The 13,562-nt window shown below is 68.3% G+C and carries 12 protein-coding genes and 1 pseudogene; 5 read left to right on the forward strand and 8 right to left on the reverse strand.

Translation table 11 applies throughout. The annotated features are described in order from the left end of the window. Window positions 1-114 precede the first annotated feature (114 nt). Together ACNFIA_RS09220 and ACNFIA_RS09225 are read left to right on the forward strand one after the other, a co-directional pair. Window positions 115-411 carry a hypothetical protein gene (locus ACNFIA_RS09220; RefSeq protein ID WP_259755442.1) on the forward strand — a complete coding sequence of 99 codons (297 nt, stop codon included), beginning with the start codon at window positions 115-117 and terminating at the stop codon, window positions 409-411. Between the two features lie 126 nt (window positions 412-537). Then, window positions 538-663, forward strand: coding sequence for a hypothetical protein (locus ACNFIA_RS09225; RefSeq protein WP_259755441.1), 126 nt, complete (start codon window positions 538-540; stop codon window positions 661-663). Between the two features lie 3 nt (window positions 664-666). Here ACNFIA_RS09225 and ACNFIA_RS09230 read toward each other — a convergent pair whose 3' ends face one another. Then, entirely contained in the window at window positions 667-1,509 is an 843-nt protein-coding gene (locus tag ACNFIA_RS09230) for a LysR family transcriptional regulator (protein ID WP_416784263.1), read from the reverse strand. Window positions 1,510-1,623: 114 nt separating this feature from the next. On the opposite strand from ACNFIA_RS09230, the gene ACNFIA_RS09235 reads away from it, so the two are divergent. Further along, window positions 1,624-2,115: a DinB family protein gene (locus ACNFIA_RS09235; protein ID WP_416784265.1), complete on the forward strand. Its 492-nt coding sequence runs from the start codon at window positions 1,624-1,626 to the stop codon at window positions 2,113-2,115. Between the two features lie 28 nt (window positions 2,116-2,143). Here the strand turns inward: ACNFIA_RS09235 and ACNFIA_RS09240 are convergent, their stop codons facing one another. Continuing rightward, complete coding sequence (locus tag ACNFIA_RS09240) at window positions 2,144-3,358, reverse strand: MFS transporter (protein WP_259755438.1); 1,215 nt, start codon at window positions 3,356-3,358, stop codon at window positions 2,144-2,146. A gap of 398 nt (window positions 3,359-3,756) precedes the next feature. On the opposite strand from ACNFIA_RS09240, the gene ACNFIA_RS09245 reads away from it, so the two are divergent. Then, window positions 3,757-4,161: a GFA family protein gene (locus tag ACNFIA_RS09245; RefSeq protein ID WP_416784268.1), complete on the forward strand. Its 405-nt coding sequence runs from the start codon at window positions 3,757-3,759 to the stop codon at window positions 4,159-4,161. 226 nt (window positions 4,162-4,387) lie between these two features. Next, on the forward strand, window positions 4,388-6,322 hold the full coding sequence (locus tag ACNFIA_RS09250) for a tyrosine-protein phosphatase (RefSeq protein ID WP_416784269.1): 1,935 nt from the start codon (window positions 4,388-4,390) through the stop codon (window positions 6,320-6,322). Window positions 6,323-6,995: 673 nt separating this feature from the next. Here the strand turns inward: ACNFIA_RS09250 and ACNFIA_RS09255 are convergent. From ACNFIA_RS09255 to ACNFIA_RS09280, 6 genes and pseudogenes are all read right to left on the reverse strand, one after another. Beyond that, window positions 6,996-7,985 carry an AraC family transcriptional regulator gene (locus ACNFIA_RS09255; protein WP_416784271.1) on the reverse strand — a complete coding sequence of 330 codons (990 nt, stop codon included), beginning with the start codon at window positions 7,983-7,985 and terminating at the stop codon, window positions 6,996-6,998. Between the two features lie 75 nt (window positions 7,986-8,060). After that, window positions 8,061-8,375: an AzlD domain-containing protein gene (locus ACNFIA_RS09260; protein WP_259755433.1), complete on the reverse strand. Its 315-nt coding sequence runs from the start codon at window positions 8,373-8,375 to the stop codon at window positions 8,061-8,063. Next, complete coding sequence (locus ACNFIA_RS09265) at window positions 8,372-9,070, reverse strand: AzlC family ABC transporter permease (protein WP_259755432.1); 699 nt, start codon at window positions 9,068-9,070, stop codon at window positions 8,372-8,374. Before ACNFIA_RS09265 ends, ACNFIA_RS09260 begins: the two co-directional genes overlap by 4 nt. 72 nt (window positions 9,071-9,142) lie before the next feature. Next, window positions 9,143-10,617 (reverse strand): annotated as a pseudogene (locus tag ACNFIA_RS09270) (MFS transporter). An 88-nt stretch (window positions 10,618-10,705) separates the two neighbouring features. Then, window positions 10,706-13,090, reverse strand: coding sequence for a response regulator (locus ACNFIA_RS09275; protein WP_416784274.1), 2,385 nt, complete (start codon window positions 13,088-13,090; stop codon window positions 10,706-10,708). Between the two features lie 10 nt (window positions 13,091-13,100). Continuing rightward, a complete protein-coding gene (locus ACNFIA_RS09280; RefSeq protein WP_259755428.1) occupies window positions 13,101-13,562 on the reverse strand; it encodes a response regulator in 462 nt (153 codons plus the stop codon).

A 13,562-nucleotide genomic window follows, 5' to 3' on the forward strand; every position in this document is an offset into this window, starting at 1 on the left:
AGATACCCCAGGGACGCTTAATGGACCCCAACAGCTCATCGGCGCGGCCCGCACCCCGAAGCTCCCGGTGCCCGCTCCGATGAGCCGTCCCCCTGACCCCTGAGGATCGATGCCATGAAAAACCTGAAAACCGTCGTGACTGCCATTGCCTTCTCCCTGGCCGGTGTTGCCGTGCATGCCAGTGCCGCCGTCGAAGCCAGCTGCACCCCGGCCGCCGCCTGCTTCCAGCTGACGCCGCTGGCGGACCGGAACGCGGCGCCGCAGCTGGCTGAAGAGGGCTTCAGCCGCACGCCGCTGGGGATGCGGGTGAACTCGCAGGCGCCGGCACAACAGACCCTCGCCGCCGATGGCTCCGCCAGGACGCCGCTGGGCAAGCGTGTGGCCAGCTCGCAGGACGCGGGCGTGGTCTGACGCCGTTGGATTGCACGGGCTGTCGAGGCGTTTCGCTTATCGCTGAAATAGCCGGCGTGCGCTGTTTGTCCTGCACGGCACTGTCGATACTGGCGGCTCCCTACCGCTGCTCAGGAAGTGCCGTTCATGGACCACGAACCGATCCAGGCCCGCGAGTTCGCCTTCGTCCACCTGGCCGCCGTCGCCCTGTGCGGCTCGCTGATCGTCGCGCTGGCGTTGTTCCTGGCGCGCGTCGGCGTGCTCCTGCACTGAGCTTCAGGCCGCGATGGCCTGCGCCAGCGTGCTGACCAGCGCGCGGGTCTGGGTGTCGCGGTGGGCGCAGTAGAGCACCACATCGCGGGGCGGCAGTTCCGGCAGGTCGAAGCGTGCGCGCACGTCCACGCAACCGGCCGGCGCCATGCGCTCGACCATGGCGCCGATGCCGATACCCGCCGACACCGCCGCGCCGATGGCGAGGATCCCCGAACCGACGAAGGCTTCGCTCCACAGGCGCTGGTGCGCCTCCAGCGCGCTGCTGACCATGCTGCGCATGCCGCAGGGCGCCGGCTGGATCGCCAGGGGCAGGGGAGCGCCGTCCTCCAGCTCGAATGTGTCGGCGGCCATCCAGCCGAAGCGTTCGCTGCCGATCACCTCGCCGTCCTGGCGGCGGTTGTCGTGGCGCAGGATCAGCGCGATATCCAGCGCACCTTCCTCGTAGCTCTCCAGCATCTGCCGCGAGGTGCCCAGGCTGAAGGCGACGAGCACCTCCGGATCGGCCTGGGCCAAACGCCTCAGCCAATGGCTGAGGTCCGCGCCGAGTATGTGGTGGCTCACGCCGATGCGCAGGGTCCGGCGGGGCGTGTCGAAGCAGCGCAGCGTTTCGTCGTAGCTCGCCAGCAGGCGGCGGGCGCTGGGCAGGAATACCGCGCCGTGGGCCGACAGCGTGACGCGGCGCGGCGTGCGTTCCAGCAGCGGGCGGCCGAGGGATTCCTCCAGGCGCTTGATCTTCAGGCTGATGGCGGCCTGGGTGGTGCCGAGGATGTCGGCGGCACGGGTGAAACTCTTCAGGTCGGCGACCAGCAGGAAGGCGCGGATGGCGTCGATGTCGGGCGTTTTCATGGCAGCGGTTCGTCCGTGGGGCTCGGGCCAGTCTGGCAGGTGGAGCGGCGCAACCCAAGCCCCGGATAGGCTACAGTGTGGCCTCCGCCTTCAGGCCGCTGACAAGGAGTTGCGATGCTGAGCCAGGCCTTTGCCTACAAATGCTGGTCGGACCGCCGCGCGCTGGATGCCATCGCGCAGATCGACCGTGAGCGCTTCCCCGGGGAGTTCGCCTTCGCGCTCCAGCAGCTCAATCACCTGGTCATCGTCGAGGATCTGTTCCGTGCGCGATTGAGCGGCGAGGCGGACCCGCACCCGGCCACCAATACCGACGCGGTGCCCGGCCTTGATGAGCTGCGCGAGCGTCTGCTGACCTCCGGCCAGTGGTACGTCGAACAGCTCGCGGCGCTGGCGCCGGCGCAGGCCGGGGAGGTCATCCGCTTTCGCTTCACCGATGGCCGCAGCGGCAGCCTGACCCGCGAGGAAATGTTCTTCCATATCCTCAACCACGCCACCTACCACCGCGGCTCTATCGCCCGCGCGCTGGACCAGGCCGGCGTGGCCCATCCGGCGGACACCTACACGGTGTTCGTGCACGCCACCCAGCCCGCGCGCCGCGAGGGCTGATGACGCGGCGCGCAGGCGACGGGAAGGCTTACGCCTTCTTCCGGGTGGACGGCAGCAGGATGGTCAGGCAGCCCAGCAGCGGCAGGTAGGAGCACAGCGTGTAGACGTACTCGATGCCGTGGATGTCCGCCAGGTGCCCGAGGAAGGCCGCGCCGATGCCGCCGAAGCCGAACATCAGGCCGAAGAACACGCCGGCGATCATGCCGACGTTGCCCGGCACCAGCTCCTGGGCGTAGACCACGATGGCGGAGAAGGCCGAGGCGAGGATGAAGCCGATCACCAGGCTGAGGATGCTGGTCCAGAACAGGTCGACGTAGGGCAGCGCCAGGGTGAAGGGCGCGACGCCGAGGATGGAGAACCAGATCACCGCCTTGCGGCCGATGCGATCGCCCACCGGGCCGCCGAAGAAGGTGCCGGCCGCCACCGCGCCGAGGAAGCCGAACAGGTACAGCTGCGAGCTGGCCACCGAGAGGTCGAACTTCTCGATCAGGTAGAAGGTGTAGTAGCTGGTGAAGCTGGCCATGTAGAAGTATTTGGAGAACACCAGCAGCGCCAGCACCACCAGGGAGGCGGTCACCCGGCCCTTGGACAGCCCGTGGGTGGCCACGCCGCCCGCCTTGAGCTTGAACAGGTTGAGGTGGCTGCGGTACCAGCGGCTCAGGCCCCAGAGCACGCCGACGAGGAACACCGCGAACAGCCCGAAGTAGGCCACGTGGCCCTGCCCGTAGGGAATGATGATGGCCGCCGCCAGCAGTGGGCCGAAGGCGCTGCCGGCATTGCCGCCGACCTGGAAGGTGGACTGCGCCAGCCCGTAGCGCCCACCGGAGGCCAGGCGTGCGATGCGCGAGGTTTCCGGGTGGAAGGTCGAGGAGCCGATGCCCACCAGCGCCGAGGCCAGCAGGATGGCGTGGAAGCTGCCGACGAAGGCCAGCATGAGAATGCCGATCAGCGTGCAGACGCTGCCCAGCGGCGCCAGCCAGGGCTTGGGATGACGGTCGGTGTGATAGCCGACCCAGGGCTGCAGCAGCGAGGCGGTCAGCTGGAACGTCAGGGTGATCAGGCCGACCTGGGTGAAGCTCAGGCCGTAGTTGGCCTTGAGCACCGGGTAGATGGACGGCAGCACGGCCTGGATCAGGTCGTTGGTCAGGTGGGCAAGGGCGCACGCGCCGATCACGCGCATGACCAGCGGGCTGGCCTGGCTGGCCACCGTCGGCGTGGCCAGGGGGGAAGCGGTGGTAGACATGGGACTCCGGGCAGCAAGGTAAGGCGCGCGGGCAGGGCGCGCCGGGTTTCTCGTGTTGGGGTTGCCTATGCTAGGCGGGGGGATGGCGGCTGTCTCACGCGATCCGGACGAGGAATATCGCGAAACGGCCAAATCGGGCATCGCTGGCGGGTGCCGTGCGTCGGTTCGCAGGAGGGGCCGCACGATCGGCAAGGTCAAAGGCGTATCCGTTGGGGATGGTTAATCTGGCCCACCACCCTCTCCCCAGCCCTCTCCCTGAAGGGAGAGGGGGCGACGGTGCCGGCTTATGCCACGGCGTCACCCGCGCCGATCCAGTTCCCTCTCTCTTCGGAGCGGGGGCGCGTAGCCAGGGTTAGGGAGAGGGAGTCCCAGCGCCATACACACGAGGAGGCACGAACATGGACAACACCGACAAGGTCACCGGCGGCTGCCTCTGCGGCGGCCTTCGCATCGAAGCAACCGGCCGGCCCAACCGGGTCGGCATCTGCCATTGCCTGGACTGCCGCAAGCACCACGGCGCGCTGTTCCACTCGTCGGCGATCTTCCCCGCCAGCGCCGTGCGCATCGAGGGCGAATTCCAGGACTACCAGGGCCGCTGCTTCTGCCCGCGCTGCGGCTCGTCGGTGTTCGGCCGCAGCGGCGAGGAAATCGAAGTGAGCCTCGGCGCGCTGGACGCCGTGGACCAGTTCCAGCCCACCTACGAGCTGTGGATCTGCCGGCGCGAAGCCTGGTTGCCGACGTTCCCGATGCGCCACCGCTACGAGCACGACCGCGAGTCCAGCGGCCCGCACGACGACTCGTGAACCGTAGGGCGCATAAGCCGGTACGGCTTATCCGCCGCCCTGGCGGATAACGCCTCTGGCGCTGTGCGCCCAACGAGATTGGCCGTCGCAACGAGCCGCCGTACAGACAGAAAACGCAGCCCACGGACAGATCGCGCGCCCATTTGCACAGCGGGCGCAGCTGTCACATTCGGGTCCCGAACGCCCCCGATAGTAGCCCCGCCAACACGCTCAAAGAGGCTACATCGTGTTTCATCGTGCTCTGTTTTCCGCATCCCTGGGGCTGTCCCTGCTCAGCCTGTCCATCGCCTGCGCCAACGCGGCCGAGACCTACGCCCTGGACACGCCGCGCCTGGCCGGCATCGACAACTTCCGCGACATCGCCGGCACCACCACCGCCTACACGACGTCCAACGACGGGGTGATGCGTTCCGGCGTGTTCTACCGCTCCAACGCGCTGACGCCCAAGGGTACCGACCTGGCCATGCTCAACAGCCTGGGCATCAGCGACGTGTTCGACCTGCGCACTCCCAGCGAAATCGCCGGCACCCCGGACACCCTGCCGGCCGGGGCGACCTATCGCAACATCGACATCATCGGCAGCACTACCTCCGGCGCCAACATCACCAACCTGTCCTTCAGCAGCGCTGCCGAAGCCGTGGCCATGATGGAGGAGACCAACCGCGCCTTCGTCAATGACGCCGGCATGCGCGGCCAGTTCACCACGCTGTTCAACGAGCTGGCCGCCGCCGACGGCGCCGCACTGTTCCACTGCACCGCCGGCAAGGACCGCACCGGCTGGACCGCCGCGGTGCTGCTGAGCATCGCCGGGGTGGACAGCCAGACCATCATGGACAACTACCTGGCCACCAACGACTACACCGCCGCACGGGTCAAGGCGACCCTGGCGATGCTGCCGGCGAGCATGGCGGCCATCTACGAACCGCTGCTGGGCGTGCAGGCCAGCTTCCTGCAGGCGGGCCTGGATGAAGTCACCGCCCGGTACGGCAGCATGGACAACTACCTGAAGCAGGGCCTGGGCCTTTCCCAGGAAACCATCTACGTGCTGCGCGGCAAGATGGTCTACTACAGCACCCTGCCGGGCACCGCCGGGCTGTCCGGCAACGCCGCCGCTGGCGCGCAACTGCTCACCCAACTGCAGAACAGCAACCTCTCCGGCGCCTACACCGCCTACAACTACTACCTGCAATCGGCCATCGACGCCGGCACCCTGGGCGGCGTCGAATCCACGGTCGGCGGCCAGGTGCATGCCGACGCGGCCAGCTACCTGCTGCGCCAGGACGCGCTGATCGACCGCGCCGCCGCACCCTACGCCAGCGGCGTCGACCTCAAGAGCGGGCAAACCCGCCTGTGGACCACCGCGCTCGCCGGCTACCAGGGTAATTCCGCCACCTCCGACGCCCAGAGCAGCAACGAGCACACCCAGGGCCTGCTGGTCGGCGTGACCCAGCGTTTCTCCGAGCAGCTCAGCGGCAATGCCGGCTTCGGCTACAGCAAGGGCAGCGTGGGCGGCGCCGGCGGCGACGTGGACACCGACCTGACCTTCGTCCGGGGCGGGGCGCGCTTGGCGCTCGATAGCCTCGAACAGGGGCTGTTCGTCGACGCCGACCTCAGCTACGGCTGGCTCGACTACGACAGCAAGCGCGACCTCGGCGGCGGCCTGGGCAAGGCCAAGGGCGACACCAATGGCAAGCTCAGCGGCGCCAGCGTCGCGCTGGGCTATCGCACGGCGGTGTCCACCGTCACCCTGGAGCCGAGCATCGGCCTGCGCTACAGCCACCTGGACCTGGACGGCTTCCAGGAGAAGGGCAGCGAACTGGCGCTGGAGGTCGACGACATCAGCGAGAACCGCCGCAGCGCCTACGCCAACCTCAAGGCCTCGTTCGCCCCGGTGGCGCTGGGTAGCGGCTGGCAGATGGTGCCGGGGCTGGAAGTGGGCTATGACCATGCGCTGGGCGATTACCAGGTCGACAGCGAGGGCCACCTGCTGGGGCTGGATGTGTCGCAGCGTGCCGCCTTCGACAACCGCGACCAGTTCGGCGGCGCGTTCAGCCTGACCGCCAGCCAGGGCGACTTCAGCGTCGGCGCCGAAGTCGGCGCGCTGGGCGGCAGCGGCAGCCACGGCGCCAGCGGCAGCCTGAAGGCCAGTTACCAGTTCTGATCGGTACCGCGCTGTAGAGAGCGGCCCGCCGCAGAATTCGCGGCGGGCTGTTTTTTCACGCCTGAACATATCCGGGCCCGCCCAGGCCCTCACCCTGACCCTCTCCCAGAGGGAGAGGGGACCGTACGGTGCAGGTTGAAACCAAGGTGTCAGCCGGTATGGCTGGGCGCCCTGTCCCGTCAGGGAGAGGGGCTGCAATTCTGTAGGAGCGGGCCATGCCCGCGACATCCTGCGCGGCGGAATGGGACTTACCGGCAGACGCTGGCCTGTAGCGCTCATCAGAGGCGCCCACCGGGCGCGATCGCGGGCATGGCCCGCTCCTACAGGTTGGCGTCGTCATTCCCGGCCAGGGAGGAGCAACAGCCTCCCTCTGAAAGTTCGTGCCTGGGATTTCCCTCTCCCTAACCCTGGCTACGCGCCCCGCTCCGAAGGGAGAGGGGACTGGGCCGATGCCGGCTGAAACTGCGGCGTCAGCCGGCACGGACAGCTCCCTCTCCCTTCAGGGAGAGGGCGGGGGAGAGGGGAGCCCCAGCGCAGAAGTTGCCAGGTGGGAGCGGACTTCGTCCGCGATTGATCCGCATCGCGCCGGACAACATCGCGGACAGAGCCGCTCCCCCACGTTGCCGGTTGGCTGCAGGAGCGGGCTTGCCCGCGAACCAGGCCAATCCCGCCGCTAGAGGGGTACGGAGAATCTCCGGCGCAATTGCGCCGGACTCATTCCGTAGGCGTTCTGGAAGTACTGGCAGAAGCGCCCGACATTGCTGAAACCCAGCGCCAGGGAAATCTCGCTGACCGACCGCGCATCGTCCCGTTGCAATGCCTCATAGGCGCGCTGCAGACGAACGTCGCGCTGGTAGCCGACGATGGAGCGGCCAACGAAGCGGCGAAAGCCATCCTGCAACGCGCGCAGGCTGACGTTGGTCAGCTCCGCCAGGGCGCTGCCGCTGACCGGCGCGTCGGGATGCTGCTGGATATACTCCATGGCCAGCCTGACGTGGCGTGGCGCGATCTGCGGGGCAGGGCGCCGCAGCGCTTCGCTGTAGTTGTGCGGCCAGCTGTCCAGCACCGAATCCACCAGCATCTCCTGCAGTCGCTCCGGCATCAGCGCGCTGGAGCGGATCAGCATCTCGAACTCGTTGCCGGTGGCCATCGCGACGATTGCCTTGATGCCCTGGAAGGCCTCGCTGCCCAGGTCCACCCGTGGCTGGAAGCGCACCTTGTGGGTGATCGGCCGGCCCAGCAGCATGGCCAGACGCCGGGCGAACAATGCGCGGCGCACCGACAGGCCATGATGCGCGTGGCCGTCGATGAAGCCCACCGAGCGTACCTGGGCCTTCTCCATGGCCAGGCCGACGCCGGGCATGCCGACCCGGTCGCTGGACTGGTTGAAGACCACGCGGCCGGCGCTGGGGAAGATGAAGGTGATCTCGTCGTCCAGGTCCGGCATCTCGGTCAGCAGGTCGCCGCGAAAGCTCAGGCGGCGAAAGCTCACGCCCTCGTAACGGCCGTACACGCCGCCGATGGCGACTGGCCGCTCCGGGCGTGGCATTCCCGCATAAAGGTTGCCGAACATCCGCGTGTACAGCTCGCCGAAATCGTCGGCGCTCATGTTCTCCGAGCGGATCAGGAACTGCTTGCGCGAGGTGCTCGTGTCGACCGTCATCGTCCTGCTTCTGGCTGCGCGAGGGATGGACGAGCACCTTAGCCGGCAAGGATGACAACGGCGTGTCCGCGGCCGCTACAGCCACCAGCGCAGCAGGTAGAACGCGCCCATGCTGAGGATCACGCTGAGCAGTACGTTGCGCGTCCACAGCACCAGGGCGACGGCGACCGCGGCGCCGAGCAGGTAGGGGTTGTCCACGCGCAGGTTCAACTGGTGCTCCGGGAGGAACACGATGGGTCCGCAGATGGCCGTGAGCATCCCCGGCACGGCGAAGCCGAGGAACTGCCGCACGTTGCTGCTCAGGCGGATCGGCAGGCGCGGTTCGAGGAACACGTAGCGGTTAAAGAACACGATCAGGCCCATGCCGACGATCACTGCCCAGGCCATCATGCGCGCACCCCCGAGAATTTCTGGCAGAGGAAGCCGGCGAACATGCCCGCCAGCCCCGACAGCACCAATGCCGAGCCGACCTGCCAGTAGCTCAGCAGCACCGAGCAGAACAGCGAGACGGCGACGCAGACCACGGTGGGAAGGTTCTTCACCACCGGCACGATCAGCGCGACGAAGGTGGCGGCGATGGAGAAGTCCAGCCCCAGGTGTTCGAGGTCCGGAATGCTCGAGCCCACCAGCACGCCGACGAGGGTGAAGAGGTTCCAGGCGATGTAGAACGTCAGGCCCACGCCCAGGGCATACCAGCGGTTGAAGGTCTGGCGGTCATGGCCGCTGATGAGGGCGAACAGTTCGTCGGTGAGCAGAAAGCCCAGGCCGGCGCGCCAGCGCCCCGGCAGGCCGGAAATCAGCGGGCGCATGGTCATCCCGTAGAGCAGGTGCTGCGAGGTCAGCAGCAGGGTGGTGACCATGATCGAGAAGAACCCGGCGCCGCCCTTGAGCATGCCGATGGCCACCAGCTGCGCGGCGCCGGCGAAGACGATGGCGGACAGGCCCTGGCCATGCAGCGGCGAGAGCCCGGCGTCGATCGCCAGGGAACCGGCGAGCAGGCCCCAGGGCAGCACGGCGAGGGAGAGCGGCATGATGTCGATGGCGCCCTTGAGGAAGGCGCGGGAAGCAAGCTGATCGTGGGACATGAAGGCTTCTTGCAGGCAGATAAGTGCCGCCAGCGTGGCAGAAAAGCGCAGCGCCTGGCTTGAACAATCTTGCTATTGAACGTGATTGGCTCTCACCTGGGACAGCGGCGCGGCCACCGACTCCAGCGAACGCCGCTCCGCCGCCACGCCCCAGATCGCCTGCACCACGCCGGCGACGAGCATCAGCGTGGCGCCGAGCAGGTAGCCGAGGAACAGGTTCCAGCGGCTGGCGGTCTCGATCAACTGGCCGAACAGCAATGGCCCGGCGATGCCGCCCAGGCCGGTGCCGAGGGCATAGAAAATGGCGATGGCCAGGGCGCGGATCTCCAGCGGGAAGGTCTCGGCCACGGTCAGGTAGGCGGAACTGGCCGCTGCCGAGGCGAAGAAGAAAATCACCATCCAGGCGAGCGTCTGCCCGGTGGCATCGAGCACGCCGCGTTCGAACAGCCCGGCGCTGACCAGCAGCAGAACGCCGGAGACGAGGTAGGTCGCGCTGATCATCAGGCGTCGGCCGAGGCGGTCGAAGAGCGGGCCGAGCAGCAGCGGGCCGCAGAAGTTGCCCAGGGCGAACGGCAGCAGGTACCAGCCGACGCGGTCGGCGGGGATGCCATGGAAATCGGTCAGCACCAGGGCGTAGGTGAAGAAGATCGCGTTGTAGAAGAACGCCTGCGCGGTGAGCAGCGTCAGGCCCACCAGCGAACGCTGGCGGTGGCTGACCAGCAGCGTGGCGAACACCTCGCGCAGGGGCGTGTAATGCCGGCTGCGCAGGAGCAGCACCGCGTCCGGACCGACCGGCTCAATTCGGTGGCCCTGCTGGCGCAGGCGTTGCTCGATGCCCTCGACGATTTCCCGTGCGGCTTCCGGCTGGCCGTGGATCAGCAGCCAGCGCGGGCTTTCCGGTAGCCACAGGCGCATCGCCAGGATCACCAGGCCCAGCGCCGCGCCGATGCCGAAGCACAGCCGCCAGCCCAGCTCGGGGCCGAGCAGCGCCGGGTCCAGCAGGATCACCGACCCCACCGCGCCCAGGGCGGTGCCGACCCAGAAGGTGCCGTTGATCGCCAGGTCGACCCAGCCGCGAAAACGTGCCGGGGTGAATTCCTGGATGGTCGAGTTGATCGCCGAGTACTCGCCGCCGATCCCCGCGCCGGTGAGGAAGCGGAACACCAGGAAGCTCGCCAGGTTCCACGACAGCGCCGTCGCCGCCGTGGCGCCGATGTACACGGCCAGGGTGATGAAGAACAGCCGGCGGCGGCCCAGGCGGTCGGCGAGCCAGCCAAACAGCAGGGCGCCAAGCACCGCCCCGGCGATGTACGCGCCGCCGGCCAGGCCGATGTCGGCGCTGTTCAGGAGCAGCACCGGGCTCTGCCTGAGCGCGCCGGCCACGGCGCCGGCCAGGGTCACTTCCAGGCCGTCGAGCAGCCAGGTGATGCCCAGGGCGATCACCAGCAGGGTATGGAAGCGCCCCAGGGCAGGCGGTCCAGGCGCGCCGGCAGGTCGGTGCGCTGGATGTCGCCGGGGAGCTGGCTGTGCGGTCGTGCGTGGGTCATCGGACCGTCCCGGTTGCAAGCGTGGCAGGACGGTAGAACGGTGCGGGCGCGGGCAAGTTCAGCCGCGCCGAGCAATGACACGCCCGCGTCAGTCGCTGCCGAGCAACTCGCCCAGCGAGCGCGCCAGTTCCTCGTGCCGCACCGGTTTCTGGATCACCACGCTGCCGGGCAGCTCCAGGCCCTGCAGCTCGGCATAGCCGGTGAGGAACACCACGGGCAGGTACGGGAAGCGTTCGCGGGCGATCCGCGCCATCTGTGCGCCGTTCAGCTCGGGCATGGCGAAGTCGGTGAGCAGCAGGTCGACATCGCCGTCGAGCATCTCCAGCGCCTGCTGGCCGCTGCTGGCCTGGCGCACGCGGTAGCCGTAGAGGCGCAGGGCATCGCCGAGCAGTTCGCGCACCAGGTCGTCGTCGTCCACCAGCAGGATGTGGCGGTCGCGGCCGCTGTCGGCCAGTGCCGCCAGCGGTTCCTGCGGGTTGTCCTCGTGGTTGGGCGAGCGCTCCACCGCCGGCAGGTAGACGTTGACCTGGGTGCCGCGCCCGGGCTCGCTGTCGATGTGCACGCCGCCGCCGGACTGCTTGGCGAAGCCGAACACCTGGGCCAGCCCCAGGCCGGAGCCCTTGCCGATGTCCTTGGTGGTGAAGAAGGGCTCGAAGACCTTGCTCAGCACATCCTCGTCCATGCCGCAGCCGGTGTCGCGGATCGACAGCACCACGTAGTCGCCGGGCTCGGGGTGTTCCGGGCGGCTGGGCGGGTGGCTGATGTGCGTGTTGTGGGTGGACAGCACCAGCTGGCCGCCGCCGGGCATGGCGTCGCGGGCGTTGATCGCCAGGTTGAGGATGATCATCTCGGTCTGGGTCGGGTCGGTCAGCGCCTGCCACAGGCCGCCGTCCAGCTCCAGGCGCACCGAGATGTTGCCGCCCAGGGAGCGGCGCAGCAGCTCTTCCAGGCCGGCGAGGGTGTCGTTGAGGTTCAGCGGCACCGGTTCCAGGCGCTGGCGGCGGGAGAAGGCGAGCATCTGCGCGGTGAGCTTGGCCCCGCGCTCGCCCGCCTCGCGGATGTGTTGCAGGCGCTTGCCGGCCTTGTCGTAGTCGCCCTTGGCCAGGTCGCGCTCGAGGAAGGTGGCGCCGCTGAGGATCACCGTCAGCAGGTTGTTGAAGTCGTGGGCGACGCCGGCAGTGAGCTGGCCGACCGCTTCCAGGCGTTGCATCTGCTGCAGCGCGGCCTCGATGCGCTCGCGCTCGGCGATCTGCTCGCGCAGCCGCGCGTTGGCCTCGGCCAGGTCCAGCGCCGCTTCGCGCTCGCTGGTGATGTCGCGGGCGACTACGTAGAGCAGCGTGTCCTCGGGCACCACCACCCAGGACAACCAGCGCTCACGCCCGTTGGCGTGGCGGATGCGGCCATCGAAACGCGCGCTGGTGCCACCGTGGGCGAAGGTTGCCAGCTCGGTGAGGAAGGATTCCTGGTCCTGCTCGGGCAGCAGTTGCAGCAGCGACATGCGCGAGAGCATCTGGCGCTGGAAGCCCAGGGTGTTCTCCCAGGCCGGGTTGAGGGCGACCGGGGTGAGGTCGCTGTTGAGCACCGCCAGCAGGTCCTGGGAGAGGTCCCAGGAGCGGTCGCGCTCGCGGGTGCGGCGTTCGACCCGTTCGCCGAGCATCTCGTTGAGCTGCTCCAGTGCCTGGGTCGCCTTGCGCTGCTGGTGGATGTCCTGCAACACCCCGGAGAAGCGCACGCAGCGCCCATCGACGAACTGCGCCTGGCCGTTGCTCAACAGCCAGCGCGGTTCCAGGCCGCCGGGCTGGCGGGTGCGGAATTCCACGCGGTAACGGCCGTCGCCCTGAGCGTCCATGGCGCGCAGGACGCTATGGCGCACCCGCTCCACGTCCTCCGGATGAATACCGGCGTAGAAGATGTCCATGCTCATGTCGGTATCCGCCGGCAGGCCGAACAGCGTCTTGCAGCGGTCATCCCACAGGAGCACGCCGTCTTCCGGGCGCAATTCCCAGGTGCCCATGCCGGCGGCGTCGATGGCGATGCGCGCCCGCGCCTCGACGTCCGCCAGGGCTTCCTCGGCGCGGCGCCGGCGCTGGCGTTCCTGCACTTCGGTGAGGGCACGGCGCACCGCCTTGGGCAGCAGCGAGAGGTTCTTCTTCAGCACGTAGTCGGTGGCGCCGAGGCGGATCATCTCCACCGCGTGCTCCTCGCCATAGATGCCGGAGAGGAAGATGAACGGCACGTCCGGCGCCATGCGCTGGGCGATAGCGAGTACGTGGGTGCCGGAGGACCCGGGCAACACGCAGTCGCAGAGAATCAGGTCGAAGCTGCCCTCGTGCAGGGCGTGCTCGACACCAACGTGGTCGAAGACATGCCGCGCATCCACCTTCATGCCGCTGCGCTCCAGGCGCAGCAGGGTCAGCTCGGCATCCATGGCGCTGTCTTCGACGATCAGCAGTTTCAGCGGGACTTCGGCCATCACCGCTCCGTCACGGGTTGCGTCTACGGTTCAGACGCAACGAACCGGGCGGAGGTTCATTGAGAACGGCCCAGAACACTCCGAGGTCGGAAATCGCCGTGACGAACTCCTTGAACTCCACGGGCTTGACCACGTAGGCGTTGACGCCCAGCTCATAGGCGCGCAGCAGGTCCGGCTCCTCCCGCGAGGAGGTCAGCATCACCGTGGGAATGCTGCGCAGCTCGGGGGTGTCGCGCACCACCTTGAGCACTTCCAGGCCATCGACCTTAGGCAGCTTGAGGTCGAGCAGCAGCACGGCGGGGTTGCCATCGTCGCGCCCGGCGTGGGCGCCCCGGCGCAGCAGATAGTCCAGGGCGTCGGCGCCGTCGCGCATGACGATGACTTCGTTGGCCAGCTGGCTGCGCTCCAGGGCGACAAGGGTCAGTTCCAGGTCCCTGGGGTTGTCTTCGACCAGCAGGATGGGCTTGAGCAT

The sequence above is a fragment of the Pseudomonas sp. NY15437 genome (genome assembly GCF_048068435.1).
Classification (GTDB): Bacteria; Pseudomonadota; Gammaproteobacteria; order Pseudomonadales; family Pseudomonadaceae; genus Pseudomonas; species Pseudomonas nitroreducens_B.

Bases quoted from the DNA above. Each gene is read 5' to 3' on its own strand.
- ACNFIA_RS09220 (WP_259755442.1), top strand. From the start codon at position 115: ATGAAAAACCTGAAAACCGTCGTGACTGCCATTGCCTTCTCCCTGGCC.
- ACNFIA_RS09225 (WP_259755441.1), top strand. From the start codon at position 538: ATGGACCACGAACCGATCCAGGCCCGCGAGTTCGCCTTCGTCCACCTG.
- ACNFIA_RS09230 (WP_416784263.1), bottom strand. From the start codon at position 1,509: ATGAAAACGCCCGACATCGACGCCATCCGCGCCTTCCTGCTGGTCGCC.
- ACNFIA_RS09235 (WP_416784265.1), top strand. From the start codon at position 1,624: ATGCTGAGCCAGGCCTTTGCCTACAAATGCTGGTCGGACCGCCGCGCG.
- ACNFIA_RS09240 (WP_259755438.1), bottom strand. From the start codon at position 3,358: ATGTCTACCACCGCTTCCCCCCTGGCCACGCCGACGGTGGCCAGCCAG.
- ACNFIA_RS09245 (WP_416784268.1), top strand. From the start codon at position 3,757: ATGGACAACACCGACAAGGTCACCGGCGGCTGCCTCTGCGGCGGCCTT.
- ACNFIA_RS09255 (WP_416784271.1), bottom strand. From the start codon at position 7,985: ATGACGGTCGACACGAGCACCTCGCGCAAGCAGTTCCTGATCCGCTCG.
- ACNFIA_RS09260 (WP_259755433.1), bottom strand. From the start codon at position 8,375: ATGATGGCCTGGGCAGTGATCGTCGGCATGGGCCTGATCGTGTTCTTT.
- ACNFIA_RS09265 (WP_259755432.1), bottom strand. From the start codon at position 9,070: ATGTCCCACGATCAGCTTGCTTCCCGCGCCTTCCTCAAGGGCGCCATC.
- ACNFIA_RS09275 (WP_416784274.1), bottom strand. From the start codon at position 13,090: ATGGCCGAAGTCCCGCTGAAACTGCTGATCGTCGAAGACAGCGCCATG.
- ACNFIA_RS09280 (WP_259755428.1), bottom strand. From the start codon at position 13,562: ATGCTCAAGCCCATCCTGCTGGTCGAAGACAACCCCAGGGACCTGGAA.